This is a genomic window from Bacillus aquiflavi (assembly GCF_019915265.1).
In the GTDB taxonomy this organism is placed as follows: Bacteria; Bacillota; Bacilli; order Bacillales; family Cytobacillaceae; genus Bacillus_BT; species Bacillus_BT aquiflavi.
Genome location: NZ_CP082780.1, coordinates 2,114,449 through 2,137,896, shown reverse-complemented (window position 1 = coordinate 2,137,896; position 23,448 = coordinate 2,114,449). Strand labels below are relative to the sequence as shown.

Annotated in this window: 23 protein-coding genes and 2 pseudogenes; 22 read left to right on the top strand and 3 right to left on the bottom strand. The window is 34.7% G+C overall.

The annotated features are described in order from the left end of the window. The first annotated feature begins 187 nt into the window (after positions 1-187). The 6 genes and pseudogenes from K6959_RS10270 to K6959_RS10245 all read left to right on the top strand — a co-directional run bounded on the left by K6959_RS10270 (position 188) and on the right by K6959_RS10245 (position 6,988). Positions 188-815, top strand: a pseudogene (locus K6959_RS10270) (stage V sporulation protein AA). Next, entirely contained in the window at positions 805-1,227 is a 423-nt protein-coding gene (locus K6959_RS10265; RefSeq protein ID WP_163241996.1) for a stage V sporulation protein AB, read from the top strand. Before K6959_RS10270 ends, K6959_RS10265 begins: the two are co-directional and overlap by 11 nt. A gap of 41 nt (positions 1,228-1,268) precedes the next feature. Beyond that, a complete protein-coding gene (locus K6959_RS10260) occupies positions 1,269-2,738 on the top strand; it encodes a spore germination protein (RefSeq protein WP_223086445.1) in 1,470 nt (489 codons plus the stop codon). Positions 2,739-3,496: 758 nt separating this feature from the next. Further along, positions 3,497-4,309 (top strand): DUF2262 domain-containing protein, encoded by an 813-nt coding sequence (locus tag K6959_RS10255; protein ID WP_163241951.1) that lies wholly within the window; start codon positions 3,497-3,499, stop codon positions 4,307-4,309. Positions 4,310-4,581: 272 nt separating this feature from the next. Continuing rightward, positions 4,582-5,901: a diaminopimelate decarboxylase gene (gene lysA, locus K6959_RS10250; protein ID WP_163241952.1), complete on the top strand. Its 1,320-nt coding sequence runs from the start codon at positions 4,582-4,584 to the stop codon at positions 5,899-5,901. A 712-nt stretch (positions 5,902-6,613) separates the two neighbouring features. Next, the gene (locus tag K6959_RS10245) at positions 6,614-6,988 is read left to right on the top strand and encodes a GNAT family N-acetyltransferase (RefSeq protein WP_163241953.1); all 375 of its coding nucleotides are present in this window, start codon (positions 6,614-6,616) and stop codon (positions 6,986-6,988) included. A gap of 185 nt (positions 6,989-7,173) precedes the next feature. Here K6959_RS10245 and K6959_RS19630 read toward each other — a convergent pair whose 3' ends face one another. From K6959_RS19630 to K6959_RS10235, 3 genes are all read right to left on the bottom strand, one after another. Then, complete coding sequence (locus K6959_RS19630) at positions 7,174-7,416, bottom strand: hypothetical protein (protein WP_316252477.1); 243 nt, start codon at positions 7,414-7,416, stop codon at positions 7,174-7,176. 99 nt (positions 7,417-7,515) lie between these two features. Further along, positions 7,516-7,698: a DUF309 domain-containing protein gene (locus K6959_RS19625; RefSeq protein ID WP_316252476.1), complete on the bottom strand. Its 183-nt coding sequence runs from the start codon at positions 7,696-7,698 to the stop codon at positions 7,516-7,518. Positions 7,699-8,110: 412 nt separating this feature from the next. Next, positions 8,111-8,203, bottom strand: coding sequence for a YjcZ family sporulation protein (locus K6959_RS10235; protein WP_163241955.1), 93 nt, complete (start codon positions 8,201-8,203; stop codon positions 8,111-8,113). A gap of 261 nt (positions 8,204-8,464) precedes the next feature. On the opposite strand from K6959_RS10235, the gene K6959_RS10230 reads away from it, so the two are divergent. The 16 genes and pseudogenes from K6959_RS10230 to K6959_RS10155 all read left to right on the top strand — a co-directional run bounded on the left by K6959_RS10230 (position 8,465) and on the right by K6959_RS10155 (position 23,322). After that, a complete protein-coding gene (locus K6959_RS10230; protein ID WP_163241956.1) occupies positions 8,465-9,235 on the top strand; it encodes a segregation/condensation protein A in 771 nt (256 codons plus the stop codon). Next, positions 9,228-9,815, top strand: coding sequence for an SMC-Scp complex subunit ScpB (scpB, locus tag K6959_RS10225; RefSeq protein ID WP_223086443.1), 588 nt, complete (start codon positions 9,228-9,230; stop codon positions 9,813-9,815). The genes K6959_RS10230 and scpB overlap by 8 nt, the downstream gene beginning before the upstream one ends. Before the next feature lie 176 nt (positions 9,816-9,991). Further along, entirely contained in the window at positions 9,992-10,300 is a 309-nt protein-coding gene (locus K6959_RS10220) for a hypothetical protein (protein ID WP_316252475.1), read from the top strand. Positions 10,301-10,569: 269 nt separating this feature from the next. Beyond that, a complete protein-coding gene (locus K6959_RS10215) occupies positions 10,570-11,460 on the top strand; it encodes a superoxide dismutase (protein WP_223086442.1) in 891 nt (296 codons plus the stop codon). A 212-nt stretch (positions 11,461-11,672) separates the two neighbouring features. After that, on the top strand, positions 11,673-12,797 hold the full coding sequence (locus tag K6959_RS10210) for a D-alanyl-D-alanine carboxypeptidase family protein (RefSeq protein ID WP_163241960.1): 1,125 nt from the start codon (positions 11,673-11,675) through the stop codon (positions 12,795-12,797). Then, positions 12,790-13,377, top strand: coding sequence for a nucleoside recognition domain-containing protein (locus tag K6959_RS10205; RefSeq protein WP_163241961.1), 588 nt, complete (start codon positions 12,790-12,792; stop codon positions 13,375-13,377). Before K6959_RS10210 ends, K6959_RS10205 begins: the two co-directional genes overlap by 8 nt. Before the next feature lie 5 nt (positions 13,378-13,382). Next, positions 13,383-13,919 carry a spore maturation protein gene (locus K6959_RS10200; RefSeq protein WP_163241962.1) on the top strand — a complete coding sequence of 179 codons (537 nt, stop codon included), beginning with the start codon at positions 13,383-13,385 and terminating at the stop codon, positions 13,917-13,919. A 382-nt stretch (positions 13,920-14,301) separates the two neighbouring features. Beyond that, a complete protein-coding gene (gene rluB, locus K6959_RS10195; protein ID WP_163241963.1) occupies positions 14,302-15,021 on the top strand; it encodes a 23S rRNA pseudouridine(2605) synthase RluB in 720 nt (239 codons plus the stop codon). Positions 15,022-15,155: 134 nt separating this feature from the next. After that, positions 15,156-15,680, top strand: a pseudogene (gene resA / locus K6959_RS10190) (thiol-disulfide oxidoreductase ResA). 18 nt (positions 15,681-15,698) lie between these two features. Then, positions 15,699-17,324 (top strand): cytochrome c biogenesis protein ResB, encoded by a 1,626-nt coding sequence (gene resB, locus K6959_RS10185; RefSeq protein ID WP_163241965.1) that lies wholly within the window; start codon positions 15,699-15,701, stop codon positions 17,322-17,324. Between the two features lie 12 nt (positions 17,325-17,336). Further along, a complete protein-coding gene (gene ccsB / locus K6959_RS10180; RefSeq protein WP_223086441.1) occupies positions 17,337-18,527 on the top strand; it encodes a c-type cytochrome biogenesis protein CcsB in 1,191 nt (396 codons plus the stop codon). Between the two features lie 229 nt (positions 18,528-18,756). Continuing rightward, positions 18,757-19,473 carry a response regulator transcription factor gene (locus K6959_RS10175; RefSeq protein WP_223086439.1) on the top strand — a complete coding sequence of 239 codons (717 nt, stop codon included), beginning with the start codon at positions 18,757-18,759 and terminating at the stop codon, positions 19,471-19,473. Continuing rightward, positions 19,470-21,254 carry an ATP-binding protein gene (locus K6959_RS10170; RefSeq protein ID WP_223086437.1) on the top strand — a complete coding sequence of 595 codons (1,785 nt, stop codon included), beginning with the start codon at positions 19,470-19,472 and terminating at the stop codon, positions 21,252-21,254. The genes K6959_RS10175 and K6959_RS10170 overlap by 4 nt, the downstream gene beginning before the upstream one ends. Positions 21,255-21,593: 339 nt before the next feature. After that, positions 21,594-22,148, top strand: coding sequence for an RNA polymerase sigma factor SigX (gene sigX, locus K6959_RS10165; protein ID WP_163241969.1), 555 nt, complete (start codon positions 21,594-21,596; stop codon positions 22,146-22,148). Next, the gene (locus tag K6959_RS10160) at positions 22,123-22,791 is read left to right on the top strand and encodes a hypothetical protein (RefSeq protein ID WP_223086435.1); all 669 of its coding nucleotides are present in this window, start codon (positions 22,123-22,125) and stop codon (positions 22,789-22,791) included. Before sigX ends, K6959_RS10160 begins: the two co-directional genes overlap by 26 nt. Before the next feature lie 75 nt (positions 22,792-22,866). Then, positions 22,867-23,322, top strand: coding sequence for a hypothetical protein (locus K6959_RS10155; RefSeq protein ID WP_223086433.1), 456 nt, complete (start codon positions 22,867-22,869; stop codon positions 23,320-23,322). Positions 23,323-23,448 lie beyond the last annotated feature (126 nt).

The window sequence follows — 23,448 nt, the reverse complement described above, 5'->3', positions numbered from 1 at the left end:
ATAGAACGAGTGTTTAAAGTTACAACGAAGAATGCGAGCGTTAGTCAACAGTGTAAAGACTGTATGGAGATTTAATCCATACAGTCTTTTACTTGTTGGGGAATTTCTAACATTTGGGTTTCATGAAATGAAAGATTAAAGTCATACTAACGTATACGAGGAAAACATTGTGTGGGAAGTGAAAGTGATGGAAAAAAAGGTTTATATTCGCATGCGTCATCGCGTTCAAGTGCGCCCCCATGATTCAGTTTTTTTAAAGGATGTTGCGTTAATAATAGCTGAGGATCATATTTGTTCGCAACTGAAAGAAATTGTTGTTCATAAAGTAACTGATCAAGATCAGAATATCATTATTATTGATGCAATGAAGGTAGTTGACTTGATAACTCGTAAATTTAAAGAAATTGAAGTACAGACAATCGGGCCTTCCCAAACGATTATTGAAGTCATTTTTAAGAAAAAAAATGTTTCTTTTCCGTTATTTATGCTCATTTGGTTTTTACTATTTTTTGGTGCTGCTCTAACCATTATGAATTTTCATGTAGATGTAAGTATGAAAGAAGTTCATCAGCGTCTTTATACAATCATTACAGGAAAAATGAGTGAAAAGCCGCTCCTGTTTCAAATTCCGTATTCGCTTGGATTAGGATTAGGGATGATTTTGTTTTTTTTTTACCACGTATTTAAAAAGCGAATTAATTAATGAAGAACCAAGTCCGTTAGAAGTCGAAATGTTTAATTACCAGCAAGATTTAGATCAATACGTCATAATGAACGAAAATAAAGAAAGCATGAAACAGCTTGATGACGATTAAGATTTTATTTGTTATTTTCAGTGGTTTTGCTGGAGGTCTTGCTGTTGGAGCTGGTTTCGTAGCATTTTTGACTGTACTCGGAATTATTCCAAGACTGACACAGTTGTCAAAGACGATGAAAATGATTCATTCATATGAATGGGCCGTTGTACTCGGAGTCGTTTCAGGTACGATTGTCGGACTTTGGGAGATAGAATTTCATTTAACCTCACTTTTGTTAATACCACTTGGATTGTTTGGAGGCACTTTTATCGGAATGATTGCGGCAGCTTTAACAGAAGTATTAAATGTATTACCAATTTTAGCTAAAAGAGTGAGGGTTGATGGGAAAATTATTATTTTACTCATGGCTATTGTCTTTGGGAAAATATTTGGCTCATTATTTCAGTGGCTTTATTTAATTGATCTTTAAATATGCCAAGTCGATTAAATATTAGAAAGGAGTGGTTTATAATGAGTAAAAATAAGCCGATCCCTAAATCATTAACAGAAGTAGAATCCTATATGGAAAAACGAATCGGTCTTGGAGAAAGTTATGACTTAGGTGTAAGAAAATTAAAGATCTTAAGGAAAGATGTTCATGTTTATTACGTTAATGGATTGTGTGATACCCAATTCATTATTGAAATTTTAGAAGGAATTATTGATATTAATGATCAGGAAAAGCTTTCAGCAAAATTGTCGGAAATTATTGAGAATCGCCTCTTTCACCAATCAGTTGAACGTATTCAAACTTTAGATGAGCTTGTTGACCAAGTCCTTTCTGGTTTAATCGTGATCTTAACCGAAGGTTCTAATATTGGGTTGGTGGTAGATGTTAGAGCCTATCCGGGAAGAGAACCGCAAGAGCCCGATACAGAAAAAGTTGTTCGAGGGTCTAGAGATGGATTTGTAGAAAATATTATTGTTAACACAGCTTTAACTAGACGAAGAATTCGTGATGAACGATTACGTTTTGAAATGCTCAAAATAGGAGAACGATCGAAAACAGACATTGCAATTGGTTATATAAAAGATGTAGCAAACCCTGACTTAATTAATGTAATTAAAAAGGAAATTCAAACAATTAAAATTGACGGGCTGACAATGGCAGATAAAACTGTTGAGGAGTTTTTATTAAAACAAAACTACAATCCTTATCCGCTCGTTCGTTATACAGAAAGAGCAGATGTGGCTGCAACTCATCTTCTCGAAGGACATGTGGTCATTTATGTTGATACTTCTCCAAGTGTTATTATTACGCCAACAACTTTTTTTCATCATGTACAGCATGCTGAAGAATATCGCCAATCTCCAGCAGTGGGGACTTTTGTCCGTTGGGCAAGATTTATTGGAATTATTACCTCGATCTTATTAGTACCGCTATGGTATTTATTCGTACTAGATCCATCCTTATTGCCGGAAAAAATTTCATTTATTGGACCGAATGAAAAATCAAATATCCCTATATTTTTACAGATCCTTTTTGCTGATTTAGGAATTGAATTTTTGCGAATAGCTGCTATACATACACCGACACCGTTATCTACTGCAATGGGGTTAATAGCTGCAGTAATGATTGGAGAAATTGCCATTGGTGTCGGGCTATTCATTCCAGAAGTCATTCTCTATATTGCTATAGCACAAATTGGAACATTTGCAACCCCAAGCTATGAGCTTAGTGTAGCAAATAAGCTAGCAAGGATGGGGCTATTAGTTGCTGTAGCGTTATTCAAAAACCCTGGATTAGTGATAGGGACAACATTATATTTGCTCTTACTTGCTAATATTCGTTCATTAAATACACCATACTTATGGCCGTTTCTTCCATTTAATCCTGGAGCATTTCTCCAAATTCTTATTAGAACAGCAACGCCAGGGGCAAAAATTCGTCCAAGTATCGTTCATGCACAAAATCGCTTTAAACAACCGTCAAACTCATAGTAAAAAATGTTTGGCTCTGTTAAACAGTATTTTTTGGGCTCATTTGCACAAGATTTGCATGCCTTTGTAGATGCACTTTAAAGGTCTTTCTGACGATATGGAACGGGAAAGAAAGCTCTTTCTCTTTCATTCATATCGTCAGAAGGAAAATAAGCCAATAAATCAACAGAATGATAAAACATTGCAAAATATTTTTTCAAAACTGCTGGTTGGACCCCAGTGCTAATTTTTCTTGTTTTACACGTTTTACGTGCTGAGTTTTACTTGCACTAGACGTTATGCCTTCTCTCCGACTCATCGATGGACGTTGCATTAATAAGTACAATAAAAAATAACGTTCCAAAGTAGTTATGTTAATATTTGAGCAGAGTACAAAGATAGCCAGGGTGAACTTTCGAGGAGTATTTCGATATGCTCTTTCAGTTGATATGCTGAATTGTCCTTTTATTGAGATGTAACTGCTTGTGAACTCAAGTGAAATTTTAAAAAGGTAACAAAGGTAAAGACAATGCGGAAGTGATCCTTTATCATTTAAATTGCAGGTACTTTTAATCAATTAGATTAGCCTGTTTTGATCTATTATGGGTAACATTTATATATAACATAATGCATTAGCACTTTTTTTATTGCTAACATAGTTAAAGTATTAGAACGATAGAAATGTTTTTTGTACATAGGTTTACAAGTAAAATTTTTTAAAAAACAACGAGCACTTTCAATCTGATTTGTGCATGAGTGGAGTAAATGGAGTGTGTGAGATGAGTGAATTGAATGAAATCAGCAGATTTGAACAGAAATTTACCGAGGAGGTAATTGAAGTCGCAGCAGTGATAGGTGCATCAGGTGTTGGCGCAGGGAGAGCCGGGGGAGATCTATTGTGGCACGTGTCTATTCCTTTGATTGCTTGGGAAAACTTAAATCGTCATGAACCTGTTATGAAAGAAGAACTACGGCTGCAATGGCTGGCTGATGATAAAGAATTTGAAAGAAAAAGAGATTTATTGAAAGCAAATTCTGTTGTTAGATTACAAGTTCGCAGGGGAGAAAATTCCATGATGCTTGTTAAGGTTCTGGAGACTTCCTATCGAGATAACGAATTGGAAGAGATACTTCAAGAATCTTTAAAGCCCGTTTATTATCATGATGAGGTATTGGGGCAGTTTGAGCTAATTAAAAGTGTTAAAATTTTCGAAAGGAAGATTTCTTGGACAGGTGAAGAAGGCTGCTTGACTTTCGATTGGTATGAAGATCATGACAAGATGAAATCTGCATTAGAAACCGCCTATGCCCTTTTCAAGCAGGAGGATGAATGGAGTCAGAAAATGAAAGAGTATGCTGCGGAAGAATTGGTCGAGTTGGCAAACGATTGGCTGCAGGATGATGAGGAAGCAGAGTTCGATGAGATCACAAAGGAAATCTTCATCGAATCAATGAAGTTAAGCACTATATGTGTTTATCCAGAAGGTGATTTTGAAGTATATTACTCTGATGGAGATATGTTTTATGGGCATTCTATTATTGTATGTGGAAATATTAATGGGGAATTTGAAGCGGCTGAGATAGCGGGTTAATAATAATTGCACATTTTTTTTTTTTATGTTAAATTTATTTCAATTAAATAAAGCGTTAAAGGATAGCAACAATAAATAGAAGTCATCACCTATTACTGTCTAGATTGCAGACAAAGTCAAGATTGAATTCATTTCTTGACTGGTCAGTCGAGGCGCATAGTGCGGAAAGCGAATAGAACAGCCGTTCATAAGTTCGTTAGTCAACAGTCTAAAGACAGTGATTAATTGATGACTGTCTCTTTCAATTATTTTTTATGATTAGAGGGGATCTCATGTATTTGCAAGGTTCAGCAAAAGTAAATGAACAAGGTCACTTAGAAATTGGGGGCGTTGATACAATTGATTTGGTTCGAGAGTACGGAACCCCTTTATATGTTTATGATGTTGCTTTAATTCGGAAGCGGGCTGCAGATTTTAAAAGGAAATTTGAACAGTTAGGAGTTAAAGCGCAAGTTGCCTATGCAAGTAAAGCTTTTTCAACAATTGCAATGCTGCAATTAGCTAATGAGGAAGGTCTTTCACTCGATGTAGTTTCAGGTGGAGAGCTTTATACAGCGATTGTTGCAGGATTTCCACCTGAAAAAATTCATTTCCATGGTAATAATAAAAGTTTTGAAGAACTAGAGATGGCGTTAAAATATCATATTGGATGTATCGTAGTTGATAATTATCATGAGTTGGACATGTTAATAAATATTTGTAAACAAAAGAGATGTAAGGTTAACATTTTAATTCGCGTTACACCGGGAATAGAAGCACATACACATGATTATATTTTAACAGGTCAGGAAGATTCGAAATTTGGTTTTGACTTACAAAATGGCCAAGCAGAAGAAGCTCTCAAAATGGCATTGAAGTCAGAGTGGTTAAATATTCTCGGTATTCACTGTCATATAGGTTCACAAATATTCGATACAACAGGATTTCTATTAGCTATAAGAAAAATTTATGAAAAGCTAAATGAATGGAAAGAAAAATTTAATTACGAACCTAAAGTTGTTAATTTAGGCGGTGGCTTTGGGATCCGTTATACTAACGAAGATGAGCCTCTTTCTCCTTCCCAATACGTTGAGGAAATTATTTATGAAGTAAAATGCCAAGTGGAGAAATTTTCTATGTCTATGCCCGAAATATGGATTGAACCAGGGCGATCATTAGTAGGGGATGCGGGTATTACATTATATCAAGTTGGTTCAAGAAAAGAAGTTCCGAACGTACGAAAATATATTGCGGTTGATGGTGGAATGAGTGATAATATTCGTCCAGCACTTTATCAAGCAAAATATGAAGCAGTTTTAGCAAATAAACCGTATGCAAAACATGAAGAAACAGTATCTATTGCAGGAAAGTGCTGTGAATCTGGAGACATGCTTATTTGGGATTTACCACTCCCAAAAGTAAATAGCAATGATGTACTAGTTGTATTTAGTACAGGTGCTTACGGATACTCAATGGCTAATAATTATAATCGAATTCCTCGACCCGCTGTTGTTTTCGTTGAAAATGGAGAAGCAGCTCTTGTCGTCAAAAGAGAAACTTATGAAGATCTTGTCCGCCTAGACATCCCTTTAAAAGAAAAAATCAAAGGCTAAAAAATACTGAGTTCTGGGAATTTTAGCTTATAGACAAAAGTCAATATTTCAAGAAACATCTCTTGAATGGTTGATGATTGAACCATATATTAAAACATAGCATAAGTGGGATCGAATAGAACGATGTAGTTCATGACCTTATAACGAAGTGAAAATACGAGTGAAGCTGCCGAATATTGGCAGCTTGATTTTATTAGAACGAAATTTCCTTAAATAAAAAAATAAAAACTGTTATAATAGGTTTGGCAAATGTTTTTTTTAAATATTGTGATTGAATAAATGTTTTGTTGCCAATCAAGGAAAATTCAAGTTAAAGCGATGAGAAAAAAGAGATTGTGTCCTTAAAGTGAACTAAAAATGTCAACATATTGTTTCTTTTCGAAAAAACTTCCCTTTCTCTTACTAAAAGAGGAGAATAATATTTAGGAGGAGAAGAGATTAGATGAAAAAATGGATTGTATTCATCTTATTGTTAGCGATATCGATCATTTGGGGTTTAATCTATTGGTTTGTTATTGCTCCTGGAAAAGTTTGACTTTGAATCGTGGTTTTTTTAGTTTATTGTATATAGTATGATTATTTTATTCGATATAAATGAGTATAAAAGTGCAGAGAAGCATATAATAAAAGAGTAGTTATAATTAACTAAAAATGGAAATCGATACTAAATAAAACATACAAAGAGATTCTACGAAATTAATGAGGGATTAACATGTTAATTCGTTACAAAAAAGCGTTTGAAAAAATAGCAATGGGCTTATTATCGTTCATGCCAAATGAAAAAGATTTGAAAAAGCTTCAACAAACAATAAATCAATATGAAAATGAAGACGACAGACAATTGTTTTTATGGAGAGAGGGAGAAGATTTTATTGGCCTAATTGGTGTATTACTTAAAGATCCTAATATTGTTGAAGTTCAACACATATCGGTAAATCCCTCCCATCGTAAGCAAGGAAAGGGAAAATGCATGGTTAAGGCATTACATGACTTTTACACAGAAAAGGAAATTAAGCCATGTGATGAAACAGCACCGTTTCTTAACTGTTGTAAGTTTGATGACGATATACCTAAAGGGAACGAATGAAATATTCGTTCCCTAAGCTTTTTAGACAATGTCAAATAAATGCCCGAAAGACTAGCTTGGCAACGCTTGTCCTTCGAGGCGCGCAGCACAAGGCGAAATCGAATAAAATAGTCGTTGATAGTTTCCGATGAAGTGTATGTAACGAAGAATGCGACCATTTGTCAATAGTCTAAGATAATGAATGATCATTCGTTGCCTTTTCTTTTCAATAATTGTTTTCTCCTCTCTTGAATTACATTACTTCGATCCCTTAATGTATGGCGATGTATAAGAAAGTCGTTCGTTAAATCACTTGCTGCTCCCCATTTACAACCTTTGGAAGTGCATCTTTCTTGACATAATTTTTTTAGTGTTGAATCAGCAATAGGCAGTTGAATACTTTCGTACTTTTCACCAGATTCAATTTTATTTAATTGTTTTTGCATCAATGAAATGAATTCGTCATCAATAAGACCAAGGGAGCTAATTTGCCGGTATTCTTTGTTAAATAGGTCGATTGCTTTTCTTAACGTTCGTTTCGCTCCATTTTAATTATTACGACGATAATGATAGTTAGCAACAGCAAGTAAAATTAGTCCAACCCAAATCGAATCGTTTTTACTTTGTTCAGTTTTTTTCCAATATTCTTCTAAAATTTCATGGCATTCAAAATAATCTCGTTCACCGTGAAAGAAAATGAGATAATCAATATATTCGTTTGGATATTTCAACTTTTTCACTCCTTGAGAGTAAAGGCTAAACTTAGTTTATCATAAAGCAATAATAAACGTTTTGATTATGTATTTTAACAGCTTAGTAGAAGCAAAAGCGAAAGGTGAATTGGCTTTCGTTTTGGAGAATTAAACTTTCACTTCAAGTGTCAGAGAGGTCGGGACAAAACCATTTTAATCAAAGATAAATCCGAACAATGAGATAGTTAGTGCTTATATCCCGCTCCGGAAATATACTTCGCTTTCCGCGGGTAACGCCTCAACTTCCTCGGAAGCAAAAACCGCTTCCTACGGGATTTTCAGCTGTTGCTTTTCCCGCAGGAGTCTACGTATATTTTCTCCGCTGAATGAGCATATCGTTCGTTTTTAGAGTTGATTGTTTTAGTTATGTCCCAGCCTCAATGCTGCCCACTTAGTATATCCAAGCAGCTCCGACGATAATTAATAGAATAAACAGGACAACAATTAACGCAAATCCTGTTCCCCATCCATATCCACCAGACATACTTTAATCCCCCCTAGATGTCTGTATTTTCACTCTCATTGTATGTGGATTAAAAAAAATGGTTTGGGCTCTCGACCTGTTTTTTATGTGAAAATAAAAGTTCACAACATCATCCCTAAACCATTCAATGTACAAGTTTTTATTGGATAAGTACGATGAATCCTCTATACTATGTATAGCTTCTTTCGCTTAGAAAGAGCCAAAAAAATAACGGAAATTACATAGAATAATTTAATTAAAAATGAAACTTTGGTGAGGAATATGGAGCAATATAATGTAAAGATTGATGCATTTGAGGGTCCGTTAGATTTACTTCTACATTTAATTAATCGTCTTGAAATTGACATATATGATATACCAATGGCAGAGATAACGGAGCAATATTTATTTTACATTCATACGATGAAAGAATTGCAGCTTGATATTGCAAGTGAATATTTAGTAATGGCTGCAACATTGTTAGCAATAAAAAGTAAAATGCTTTTACCGAAACAAGAGGATGCTTTACAAGAGGTGGAATTTGAAGTTGATATTGGGGAAGATCCGCGAGAAGAATTGATCGAGAGATTAGTCGAATATCGAAAGTATAAAGAGGCAGCAATGGATTTAAAATCAATGGAACAAGAACGAAGTCTTATGTTTTCTAAGCCGCCGAGTGATCTTTCCCAATTTGTAAAAGAACCAATACAAGAATTAGATTTAAATGTTACATTATATGATATGCTTGGTGCATTACAAAAGCTATTTAGGAGAAAAAAACTCCAACGACCATTAGCTACAAAAATTGCTCGCCAAGAAATTTCGCTTAAAAAACGGATGGCAGAGATTTCAGCTTATTTAAATCAAAATGAAGAAAGAAGGACGAGCTTTTATGAGCTTTTTCCAGTAGCAGAACGAGAACATATTATTGTTACTTTTTTAGCGATTTTAGAATTAATGAAACGCAATGAAATTATCGTTGAACAAGAATATAACTTTGCTGAAATATTTGTAGAGAGGAATAAAAGGGGTAGGGAGATATATAATGGTTGACTCTAATTTGCTTGGGGTATTAGAAAGTCTTTTATTTACAGCAGGAGATGAGGGACTTTCTTTAAAACAAATTTTAGCAGTTCTTAAGATTAGTGAAAATGAGGCTATTGAGGCAATTGAAGCACTTAGAGATGAATATGACAATAATAAAAGACGCGGTATTCATCTTGTAGAGTTTGCAGGAACTTACCAACTTGCAACGAAAAAAGATCATGCAGTTTATTTACAAAAGCTTATTGAGTCTCCTGAAACAACAACGTTATATCAAGCGGCACTTGAAACTTTAGCTATTATTGCTTATAAGCAGCCGATTACGAGAGCAGAAATAGAAGAAATCCGAGGTGTAAAAACAGAACGACCGTTACAAACCTTAATGGGGAAAGCGCTCATTAAAGAGGTGGGACGAGCGGAAGGAACGGGGAGAGCTTATTTATATGGCACGACGAAGGAGTTTTTAGATTCCTTTGGATTAAAGAGCTTAGAGGAGCTTCCGCCATTACAAGAAAAAACAGAAAAAGATTTTATGCTTGAAGAGGCTGACTTATTTTTTGAGAACTTTCATGAAACAAATGATGAATAAAAGTAAATGTCACTCATCTTGAACGAGACAATTGTTCGTAAACGTATGGTAATATAAAAGTATTAATTGGTGTTTTAAAAGGGAGGATGTTGACTTGTTAATCAAACAATGTAGTGGATACGAATTAGAAAAAGAGAAAAAAGAATACATCTGAGGATTTTTTCAACAGAAGCGAAGTGACGTACATAGAGGCTGGGAAAGAAAAAGTACTAAGTGTTCTTTACGTTCGTTATTTTGATGAAAAATTTAATGAATTTACGACCTTTGAACAAGACCCCCTCTTTGAAGCAGGTTCAAGGCAAATATTTTTTAAAGATATTGTTGGATTAGTATGTCTTTTACAAAATCCTGATTTCAGACATCGAAAACGAGTGTATATTAATTCTGAAAAAGAACTTGCGTCGTATTTTAAAGACTTTAATGAAAAAAAGCTCCCTGAAGTATTTGAGGCGATAGAAAACAACGGTGGTTATAAAGTAAAATAATTGCTAAATTTGGACCCTCTTCTATATTGAAAGATGAAAAAGAGGGAGACCCTTCTAATATTAACTTGCAGTTGTGATATTTTGTACCTTGATCGTAGTTTAAAAGGAACTGGTTTACATATAGTGGCCAGTTCCTTTTTGTTTTAAAAAATGAATCTAAATAAGCGGAAACATCTCTAAAAGTGAATCATAAAAAAAAGTGAAACTTGTAATTGGGCGAATGAATTACTAAAAATGGGACATCACATAAGGTAGGGAGAGGGATGCTGATGAATCGTTTTCAAGAGTATGTAAAAGATGTTTTTCAGTATAACGAACAGATGAAATCATTTTTAGAATCTGAACAAGTATGTAAGGACGAGCAAATATGGAAAAGGCTTGATGTCGTGACAAATATTCTAGAGGAGGCATCAGGTGAACTAACTCCTAATCAACTGAAAAATTTGCAAATGAAAGTTGATGAATTACATGAAGAAGTAGAAAACTATTTTGATGATCGTCATAAGTTCGGTTATGTTTGGGTAAAGGATCGAAGCGTTCCAGTAGGAAAACATACATTGCCACCGTTACCATATCAATATCATGCTTTAGAACCTTATATTAATGAGGAAATAATGAAATTGCATCATGGTAAGCACCATCGTTCGTACGTGACTGGACTTAATAAGGCGGAAAAAGAATTAGAAAAAACCCGAAAACAAAATGATTTTTCGTTAGTTAAGCATTGGTCTCGGGAGCTTGCCTTTCACGGATCAGGTCATTATTTGCATACAATTTTCTGGGGCAATATGAGTCCGAATGGAGGCGGAAAACCAAAAGGTAAATTATTAAATGAAATTGAAAGTTATTTTGGAAGTTTTAAAGAATTTAAAAATCATTTTACTGAAGCGGCAAAACAAGTAGAAGGAGTTGGCTGGGCGCTGCTCGTATGGTCGCCACGATCAAGGCATTTAGAGGTGCTTCAATCTGAACGACATATGCTATTAACACAATGGGATACAATTCCAATTCTTGTTCTTGACGTTTGGGAGCATGCGTACTATTTGCAATATAAAAATAACCGCGGTGAATATGTAGAAAATTGGTGGAATATTGTGAATTGGAAAGACGTTGAAAGCCGTTTTGAAAAAGCGAGTGAGCTTAAGTGGAAGCCTTATTAAAAACAAATAATTGTAAAAAAGAGGTAGAGCCAAAAAGCTGAAGGTTCTAGCTCTTTTTAATTCGTATGAAAGATTTTCATTGTCATATCTATCCTTGTCCAGCATAAACTTGTACAAATTAACTAATAAAAAAAGCAATCATGTTTATTCTAATTTTTTGACCAGATGTTGTAGCATGAAAGCTGAACTAAAAAGGAGACGAGGTTAGTAGAATGAAAGTTGTCTTTAAACTCATGATCACCTTCTCCCTCATAGTTTCAATGTTTGCGATCATGAATTCTAAACAAGTTGATGCTGCCGAATCGGTAAGTGCTCACGGTGCAATCTTAATCGAGCAGCAAACAGGGCGAGTTCTATATGAGAAGAATGCACATGAACCGCAAAGAATTGCAAGTATTACAAAAATCATGACTGCTATTTTAGCCATTGAGTCAGGCAAATTAGAAGAAATGGTTAAAATAAGTGAAAAAGCAGTAAAAGTAGAAGGATCATCGATATATTTAACACAAGGAGAAAAAGTAAAATTAGAGGATTTAGTTTATGGATTAATGCTTCGTTCAGGTAATGATGCTGCCAATGCAATTGCAGAGCATGTCGGCGGAAGTGTTGAGGGTTTTGTTTTTTTAATGAACGAAAAAGCAAAAGAACTTGGAATGAAAAATACGATTTTTTCTAATCCACACGGGCTTGACGATCATGAAGATCATTATTCAACTCCTTATGATATGGCCCTCTTAACTAGATATGCAATGATGAATGAAACTTATCAAAAAATTTCTGGAACGAAGTCTTATAAAGGTTGGAAAAATAAAAACAGACTTCTCACAGAGCTTTACGATCATTGTACTGGGGGAAAAACGGGATTTACGAAGCGAGCAAAGAGAACTCTTGTTACAACGGCGACGAAAGGCGATCTTCATTTAATTGCAGTAACATTAAATGCTCCAGATGATTGGAATGATCATATTTATCTTTTTGAGCAGGGCTTTAAAAATTACGATATGGTTGAAGTAGTTAGAGCATCTAAAGCGAAGATAATTAAGGATTCTTTTTATAAAAATAAAGTTTTTTTAAAAACATCATTTAAATACCCTGTAACGAAAAAAGAAGAGGATTTATTTAAAATTAATTATAAAGTGCTGAAACCAAATAAAGATTGGACGAAAGATGAAGATGTCCCAAATGTCATTGGGGTTGCAGTCGTTTACTTTAAAGAAAAACCAATAAAGGAAATTCCATTGTTTTTTAAACATGAGCAGAAGGAAGAAAAAAAGTCTTTTTTTGACTTCTTTAAAAGTCTTTTTTCTTCTGTGATAGGTGTGACTCATGATGGTTAATTATATATGGGTATTTATGACGATAGTAGGTATTATTTTTGCAATTGTAAACGGAACGATGGAAGCGGTTAATGAAGCAATTTTCAAGGGGGCACAGGATGCCGTCACATTATGTATTGGTCTTATTAGTGTCCTTGTTTTTTGGCTTGGTTTAATGAGGATTGCTCAAGATGCAGGTTTATTAACTAAGCTTTCGGCATTATTTCGCCCGCTTGTAAAATTACTTTTTCCCGAAGTCCCTCCCCATCATCCAGCAATGGGTTATATTTTGTCTAACATGATGGCAAATTTATTTGGACTTGGAAATGCAGCAACGCCGCTTGGAATTAAAGCGATGGAACAGTTAAAAGCTTTGAATGGAAATAAAGATACAGCAAGCCGATCGATGATCACTTTTTTAGCGATAAATACATCGAGTATTACAATAATTCCTACAACCGTGATTGCGATTCGAATGAATTATCAATCTGCCGCTCCAACAGACATTGTTGCACCAACAATTATTGCAACATTTTGCTCTACGATGGGCGCGATTCTTATCGACCGGTATTTTCACTTTAGAAGAAGCAACAAAGGGTGAATAGAATGGAGATTATTGCTACACTTTCACTTTGGTTAATTCCAATTTTAATAGGATTTATTTTACTATATGGGACAATGAAGCGTGTTTCAACATATGAAAGCTTTGTTGAAGGCGGCAAAGAAGGAATTTCAATTGCTTTCTCAATCATTCCGTTTCTAGTTGGAATGCTTGTTGCAATTTCCATCTTTCGAGCATCAGGAGCACTCGAGTTTTTTGTCGGTTTTATGCGATCAGCACTTGAGGTAGTTGGAATTCCAGCAGAAATTGTTCCTCTCGCAGTTATTCGCCCTATTTCAGGTACAGCTGCATTAGGCATGACAACTGATATAATAGCTACCTATGGACCTGACTCGTTTTTGGGAAGATTAGCTTCAATTATGCAAGGAAGTACAGATACAACACTTTATATTTTGACTGTTTATTTTGGAGCAGTCGGGATAAAAAGGATGGGAGATGCATTAAAGGTTGGGTTATTAGCAGATTTAATTGGAATTATTGCTTCAATAATTGTTGCCGGACTTGTTTTTGGTACAAATTAATAATGAAAATGATAAAATACCTTTTTATAAAGGTGTTTTTTTTTGTTTTTTTTTTTTATTATCATACTTAAAGTAAAATTAAAGGACAATACTATTTTAATAAAATTGAAATGACTGTTATTTGAACTGCTTAACAATAAGGTTTCTTTGAAAATGAGAGAAACTATGTCATAATTCTTTACATATTACAATGTTGACAAACGCTTGTCTGAGGTTTATGAATAAGAGCTTTTGTGCTGTCACCTTAACTGGCAAGCGTTTTCAACTTAAGAGTGGAAAAGGTCGTTCTGATAATATGAAGCAATCAATCAACATACCTATGCTATAACCAATTAGTTGTTATCCTGTTTTTTGGACTAGGATAAAGAGAGGATGAATGTATTTGGAAAGACTGCAAAAAGTAATCGCTCATGCAGGAGTCGCTTCAAGAAGAAAGGCAGAACAATTAATTATCGATGGTAAAGTAAAAGTAAATGGGAAAATAGTGACAGAGCTAGGTGCTAAAGTTTCGGCTTCAGATCGCGTCGAAGTAAATGGGATCCCCATTGAAAAGGAAGAGCCTGTTTATTTTTTATTTTATAAACCTCGTGGTGTGATCTCAAGTGTAAAAGATGATAAAGGAAGAAAGGTAGTAACTGATTATTTTCCTGAAATGGATCAAAGGATATACCCAGTAGGAAGACTCGATTATGATACATCTGGTTTACTTTTATTAACTAATGATGGTGAGTTTGCAAATTTACTTATGCACCCTAGAGGAGGGATAGAGAAAGTTTATGTTGCAAAAATAAAAGGCATTCCGCAGAAAGAGATATTGCGTACTTTAGAAAGAGGAGTACATCTTGAAGACGGAAAAACAGCACCCGCTAAAGCTAAACTATTATCATTAGATAAAAGAAAACAAACAGCCATTGTTGAATTAACCATTCACGAAGGAAGGAATCGGCAAGTCCGCAGGATGTTTGAAAAGCTTGGTTATCCTGTCTTAAAATTAAAAAGAGAGCAGTACGCTTTTTTAACTTTACACGGCATGAAAACAGGTGACATTAGGGAATTAACTCCGCATGAAGTGAAGCAGCTTCGCACTATTGCTTTGAAATAAAAAATTAGTTTGAACTGTCACATTTCATTCATAATGTTAACAGTGTGAGCATGGTGAAAAATGTTATAATAATTCCGATATAATACTTATTATAAATGTAAATTTTAAAACAGGGATGATTGTGGGGTGTGCAGATGAAAAAAAAGCGGTTTGTAATCAGAACGATTATCTTACTCGTACTAGCGGGAGCCGTTGTCTATACTTTGTATGCTAATCAAAATAAAGATAAAGTAGATCAGGTGAAAATCGGTAGTAAAGCACCTGACTTTATTTTAGAGGATTTAGAAGGAAATAAACATCAGCTCTCTGATTACGAAGGTCAAGGTGTATTATTGAATTTTTTTTGAACATTTTGTAAACCGTGTGAAAAGGAAATGCCTTTCATGGACAATCAATATAAACAATTTAAAGATCAAGGTGTGCAGACAATAGCAGTAAATGTTGGTGAATCTGAGCTATCTGTTAAACAATTTGTAAAGCGGCATCAATTATCTTTTCCGGTTGTCATTGATAAAGACGATCAAGCACAAGATGCATACGGTGTAAATCCTTTACCAGTTACATTTCTGATTGACAAAGATGGAACAGTCGTCAAAATGCATACAGGTGAACTAACGGAGGAAATGATAAAACAATTTATGGAGCAAATAAAACCATGAAATTAGGGAGTTTTTAACATGAATGAAGTAAAATGTGAATGCGGTCATGTTAATCCACTGGGCACAGTTCTTTGTGAATCATGCGGAAAGATACTAACGGAAGAAGATAACAAAAAAAAGCTGATTGATATGCGTTATGAGGGAAGTGCACGACGATCACAAACGTATAATAAGACGATAATTGATAAAATATGGAATTTCTTTTCTTCGGTAAAAGTTGGTGTGTGGTTAATCGTGATTACGCTTATTGCCTCATCATTTGGAACAATATTTCCACAAGAAACGTTTATCCCGCCAACAGTGTCTGCAGCAGAACATTACGAACAAGAGTATGGTTTTTTAGGAAAATTATATTACCAACTAGGTTTTCATAATTTGTACAGCTCTTGGTGGTATTTAGTTTTAATTGCCTCAATTGGTATTTCGTTAGTTATTTGTAGTCTCGATCGGGTAATACCATTATATAGGGCATTAAAAAACCAGCGGATTGATCGCCATGAACAATTTTTAAAAAAACAGCGTATTTTTGGTATTACAGAAAACATTAAAGATGAACAATCATTAGATATCGTAAAAAGAAAGCTGGCAGAAAAACGATATAAAGTGAGTGAAAAAGACGGAAATATTCTTGCGGAAAAGGGACGATTTTCGCGTTGGGGTCCTTACGTTAACCATATTGGTCTTATCATTTTTTTAATAGGAGGCATGCTCCGTTTCGTTCCAGGAATGTATGTTGACGAAGTTTTATGGGTTCGTGAAGGTGAAACAAAAGTGATTCCCGGTACTGATGGGGAATATTACTTAAAAAGTGAACGCTTTCTCCTTGAAGTTTATGATAAAGAGAAAGACAAGGAAGTTTTCCAAGAGGCGCTTGATCGTTCCGGAATGATTGCAAAGAATTTCCAAACAGATGCGGTTCTTTATAAAAGAAAAGGCGAAAAGATCGCCGGGGCGACACCTGAACTTGAAAAAGTAAAAGACTACAGCATTGTAGTAAATGAACCTTTAAAATTTGATCAATACGCAGTATATCAAGTTGAATATAAACTAGATGAGTTAAATAAAATGTCTTTTAATTTAATGAATAAAGAAACCGAAGAATCTTTTGGAACGATTAAAATTGATCTTTATAATCCAGATAAGAAATACCCTTTACCAAACGGCTATGCAGTCGAAATTCTCGAGTATTTTCCTGATTTTGAATTCAATGAAAATAAAGAACCAGTAACAAAATCTCGTACACCGAATAATCCAGCTTTTGCATTTAAAATTATTACTCCTGATAAAAAAGAAGGCGAAATTAGCTTTGTGGCCATTCGTCAAACGATTGAACCATTTGGAGATAATACTTATAAGATGGCTTTTGCAGGTGTAGAAACAAAAAATGTTTCTGGTTTAATAGTTCGAAAGGATTTAACCCTTTGGGTTCTTGGGTTAGGCGGTGCGATTTTTATGATCGGAGTCATTCAAGGTTCCTACTGGAATCATCGCCGTATTTGGCTACAGCGTAAAGGTAATGATGTTTGGATTGCGGCTCATACAAACAAAAACTGGCATGGTTTAAAACGAGAACTCGAATTAATTTTAAAAGACACGTCCATTCGTGAACCGGAAGATCAAGTAAAAAGTAATAAGAATGGATAAGGGGGTAATAATATGGCAGCGTTAAGTAGTAATTTATTTTTTGTTTCTTTTTTTCTTTATTTAATTGCTACGCTTTTTTTTTTGGTGGTACGATTATTCAAAAAAAAAAGCTTGCAAGAAAAAAAAAGAAACATGGGTAGTCGCTGGGCCACCATTGGGATTATTTTAACGATTGCAGGATTTATTTCACAATTAGGTTATTTTATTTTTAGATGGATTGCAGCGGGTCATGCTCCAGTAAGTAATATGTTTGAATTTACTACGTTTTTCGGCATGATGCTTGTTGGAGCATTTATCGGTATTTATTTTATCTATAAAACGCCTGTTCTTGGCTTGTTTACATTACCGATCGCATTACTGATCATTGCTTATGCAAGTATGTTTCCGAAGGAGATTTCACCGCTAATTCCAGCTTTACAAAGCTATTGGCTGCAAATTCACGTTACTACTACGGCTATAGGTCAAGCGATATTAGCAATTAGTTTTGCAGCAGGTGTTATTTACCTAGTAAAAGTGGTAGATCAAACAAAATTTAGCATAAAAACTTTTTTCCTAGAGACAGTTATGTTTGGTCTCATTACTACATTAGGCTTTGTCATCGTTACATCTGTTTTTGCTTTCATGAATTATGAAGCGGAGTTTAATTGGATTAACAAAAATGGTGCAGAAACGGTTGAAGTATTTACAATGCCTGCACTTGTAGGTCCGCATGAAGGGGAGCTTCTTACTGAAGATAGACTTGAACCTTTAGTCGAAATGCCTGCGATTGTAAATGCAAAAAAATTAAACACAGTTATCTGGTCCTTTGGAGCAGGTATTGTTTTATATATTTTGTTTAGATTCATTTTCAGAAAGCGTATTGCAGCAATATTCCAACCTTTTGTAAAAAATATGAACCTTGAGTTAGTTGATGAAATAAGTTATCGCTCTGTATTAATCGGATTCCCTGTTTTTACGCTTGGTGGATTAATATTTGCGATGATATGGGCACAAATTGCTTGGACGCGCTTTTGGGGTTGGGATCCAAAAGAAGTTTGGGCGCTTATTACGTGGTTATTTTATGCTGCTTTTCTCCATCTTCGGCTATCAAGAGGCTGGCATGGTGAAAAATCAGCTTGGCTAGCTGTGATTGGTTTTGCTATTATCATTTTTAACCTTGTTGCAGTCAATTTAGTGTTTGCAGGATTGCATTCTTATGCTTAATATTGTGTTAAGCTGACTTGGAATAAATGCCCGAAAGACTATTTGAAAATGCTTATCGAGCTACCCTACGCGAATAAACAGTCATCGTTCATAAGGTTATAACGAAGAATGCGAGCGTTTATCAATAAGTCTTAAGCCTTCACTTTTACATAGTGAAGGCTTATTTAACAACACTATAGATAAGAGAAGAAACTTTATGTACAATAATGAGCAAGGGGGATGAAATGAAATGGAAAAGGATGTTAAAGTTTTAGTGGTTGATGATGAAGAAAGAATTCGGCGTTTATTAAAAATGTATTTAGAACGAGAAGGCTATTCCATTGAAGAAGCAGCAGACGGAAATGAAGCATTAACAAAGTCGCTAGCAAAAGATTATGATGTAATACTGCTGGACTTAATGATGCCAGGAAAAGATGGAATTGAAGTATGCCGTGAATTACGAGAAAAAAAGTCAACACCTGTCATCATGTTAACAGCTAAAGGCGAAGAAATTAATCGCGTACAAGGGTTTGAAGTAGGGACAGATGATTATATAGTTAAGCCCTTTAGTCCACGCGAAGTTGTTTTTCGTGTCAAAGCTTTATTAAGACGTTCCTCAAAAACAAGTTATTTGCAAACTGATACAACGACAAAAGATGTAGTCGTCTTTCCTCATTTAACAATTGATAATGACGCACATCGTGTGACTGCAGACGGAAAAGAAGTAAGCTTGACTCCAAAAGAGTACGAATTACTTTATTTTTTTGCTAAAACACCTGATAAAGTATTTGACAGGGAACAGCTTTTAAAAGAAGTATGGCATTATGAATTTTTTGGAGATTTGAGAACAGTCGATACACATGTTAAGCGTTTACGTGAAAAATTAAATAGAGTATCTGAAAGTGCTGCTAAAATGATTGTTACAGTATGGGGAGTAGGCTATAAATTTGAGGTTATCAATGAATGAAACTATGGCGTAATTTAGTTGGTAAATTATGGATGACCTTTATATTGCTTGTTTCGTTCGTCCTTTTTATCTTAACTGTTATGCTTCTGGAATTCTTTGAGAATTATCATATAAATGAAACAGAAAAAGGGTTGACGAATACAGCAAAAAAAATAGCAAAAATAATTGAAACCCATAATAACGAAGAATTGAGATTGGCTCTTGAAATATCGTGGGAGCTTGTTGACGATGTAACGAAAGTAATCGTCGTCCGTGATTCCGATCATTACTATTATTCGCCAAATAATGATGCTATTGATTTACCGACGAGCTTTTTAACAAAAGATAAAGACTTAAAAGCTGTCTTTAAAGAGGACAAGATCGTAACCAAAGTTACCTCTATCCCTGAACAAACCGGCGAAGAAAGTGATGATCCTGTTTTAATAATCGGAGTCCCGATACATCAGTTAGATGAACAAAATGGAGCTGTATTTATATACCAATCTCTAGGTGTCATGCAAGAAACAACACGTTCAACAACAAAGTTTATTTTACTTGCCGCCGGAGTAGCAATTGTTCTGACAACATTTTTTGCATTTTTCTTATCAACACGTATTACAGCGCCGTTGCGTAAAATGCGGGAGGCCGTTATTGAAGTAATGCGGGGGAAATTTGATACGAAAGTACCCATTTTAACAAATGATGAGCTTGGTGAACTAGCGGCTGTGTTCAACCAAATGAGTCGGCAGCTGAAATTTAATATTGACGCCTTAAGTCAAGAAAAAGAGCAGCTTTCGAGTATTTTAAGCAGTATGGCCGATGGGGTTATCACCTTTAATCGGGATGGGACTATTTTGATTACAAATCCTCCAGCTGAACGGTTTTTACAGTGTTGGTTTTATGAAAAGGGACTAGTTGAAGCAAATACTGAAGCGGTTCCTTCAAAAGTAATGGAGTTATTTCAGCTTGCGGTTAATACAGAAAAAGAGCAAGTCGGTGAAATATCGTTTCAGGGTCGATCGTGGGTTATGCTCGTTAGCCCTCTTTATAACAATACGTTTATAAGGGGTGCAGTAGCTGTTATTAGAGATATGACTGAAGAAAGACGGTTGGACAAGTTAAGAAGTGATTTTATCGCAAACGTTTCTCATGAATTGCGTACACCAATTTCAATGCTGCAAGGGTATAGTGAAGCAATTATTGATGATATTGCTAGCACTGATGAAGAAAAAAAAGAAATTGCTCAAGTAATCTATGACGAGTCGTTAAGAATGGGTCGACTCGTAAATGATTTATTAGACCTCGCTAGAATGGAGGCAGGGCATATTTCTTTAAATGTTGAGGAAGTCGCAATTAAACCGTATATTAATCGTATTATTCGGAAATTTCAAGGATTAGCAAAGGAAAATGGCGTCAACTTACTCGTAAATTATCAAGATGAAGAATCAATGTTTCGATTCGACCCCGATCGAATTGAACAAATTTTAACAAACTTAATTATTAATGCGATTAGACATACGCCGGAAAACGGTTCAATTACACTAACGGTTAAATTATATGAACGAGGCCTCTATATGGAAGTTACAGATACTGGTTCTGGTATTCCTGAAGAAGATTTACCATTCGTATTCGAACGTTTTTATAAAGCAGATAAAGCTAGAACGAGGGGGAGATCAGGAACTGGGCTTGGTTTAGCAATTGCTAAAAACATAATCGATGCACATAAAGGCCATATTTCTGTACAGAGTAAACTCGGACAAGGTACGACATTTTCTTTTTATATCCCACGAAAGACTGAATAATATTATATATTGTGTGGAAAAATCTTGTTCCTTATGAAACAAAAGTTTATTAAAAAATTAATCCATCTGCTCATCTGTTTTATGGATGAGCTTCTTTTTTTAACTTTATAGAAAAAACAAAGTAATAGTTAAAGTATCTACAACTAGAAAAACTTCTTTAGTTTAAAGATCGATGAACTCCTATTTCTGACTGTTTTGTTACAGTGAATAAAAGTTTCATTTTATTATGAAAAAAATAAAATTAATACCTTCCATTTTTTACTCAAAACATTTATCATTTGATGTGTAACTTTTTTTGATACAAATTCGACTAATTGACTAAACGGGGAGGGGGATGAATTGGACTCCGTTTTTGAAGAGCTCTATGAAAAATACCATCATGATGTCTTTCAATTTCTTTTTTATATGGTGAAAAATCGCGAGCAAGCAGAAGACCTTGTTCAAGAAGTATATATACGTGTTTTAAAATCATATGGGCGCTTTGAGGGGAAGAGTAGTGAGAAAACATGGCTTTTTTCAATTGCAAGGAATGTAGCAATCGATTTTTTTCGAAGGCAAAAAGGCTGGAAAAAGGTTTTATTCGAACGATTTGATTGGTCTACACAACAAGTAAAGGATGATACCCAGCCGCTTCCAGAAGAGATTGCTACAAAAAATGATGAAATTCAATTAATATACCGCTGTCTTGATCAGTGTACAGTTGATCAAAAGATCGTTATTATTATGCGGTATTTTCAAGATTTATCGATTATTGAAACTGCAGCTGCTTTAGGATGGACAGAAAGTAAAGTAAAAACAACCCAACACCGAGCTTTAAAAATGCTTAAAAAACATTTAGAAGAACTAAGTGAAAAGGAGGGAATAGCTGATGAAAAAGTCAAAGTGGGACGATGAACAGCTTGAGGAACTATTAAGGCAAATGCCGAAAGTGACCGATTATCGTGATCCGCGTGACATTTATCAAAATATTTCCTCAAAGATAAAAAAGCGTAAAAAGCAAAATTGGATGATGCCAGCTTTTGCTGGTGCCGTTTCTTTACTTTTATTTTTAATTTTAACACCAGGTTTTTTAGATTTAAATCGTTCTGCTAATCAAGAGGCAAAAGATGAAGCTAATAATGATTTAATCAGTAAAACGAGCGACAATCACTCCATTTCTACAGAGAAAATGGAAGTTATACAAGATATGGAGCTGTCTAACGAGAATGAAAATATGAAGCCAACTTCTACTGAACAAGCGATTACCGCTGTATATGAAGAGGATTTGAAAAAATATGATAAAATCATTTACGCAATTCCTGATGAAAATATTCAAAATATCGTTCCTGTTACAATACTAGTTGATAAAGATGAGGCAAAAAACTGGTTTGAACAATTCATGGAAATGTCCTCAAGTCTCTCTGAACAAGAATGGGGACTTTCAAATTATTATCCTTTAAACGCCGTAATAGCTTATGAGGATTCTACTGTTCAGGTCGACTTACCAGCGAACCATAATTACGGACAAGGATCTGCTGCAGCTGAGACATTTTTTTAGTCGTTAAATGAAACATTTTCATCGCAGGAAGTACCAATTGATAAAATAATCTTTTCAACAGAAGGTCAACCAGGAATGAAAGGTCATGATGCAGTTATTACAGAACTTCCTATAAAAAAAGAAAATAACAATGGATATTTTTTATTTCAACCGATTAATAATAAAAAACCATTTTTAGTACCTTACCCAAAATCATACGATAATATTCAGAATGCCTTTGAAGATATGGAACAGCCGATACCTGAGTACGAACTTATGCAATCGATTTCTGAAAATATAAAGATTGAGCGCATTGTTGAGAAGGATCAATTGTTAATTATTTATTTAACAAAAGATAGCCAACTAGAAAATGACGAAAATACAGTATATTCAATTGAAGCCATTTTACTGACTGCAAAAGATTTTGGCTACGATACTGTTAAATTTGAAAATGCTCCAATTGAAAAAATCGGACCTTTTAACTTATCTGAACCAATAAAAGTACCATTATCGCCAAATAAGCGTTTTCTTGCAGAAAATCATAAAAAATAAAATGTCTAACAATATATCAGCCGAAATGGCTGTTTTTTTTTCATATAAAAGGGTTTAAACACGTAATAATAACAGCAGTGCTTCTTTCTTTTGTACATTTCTTAAAAAAATAAGTTCTAGTCGGCG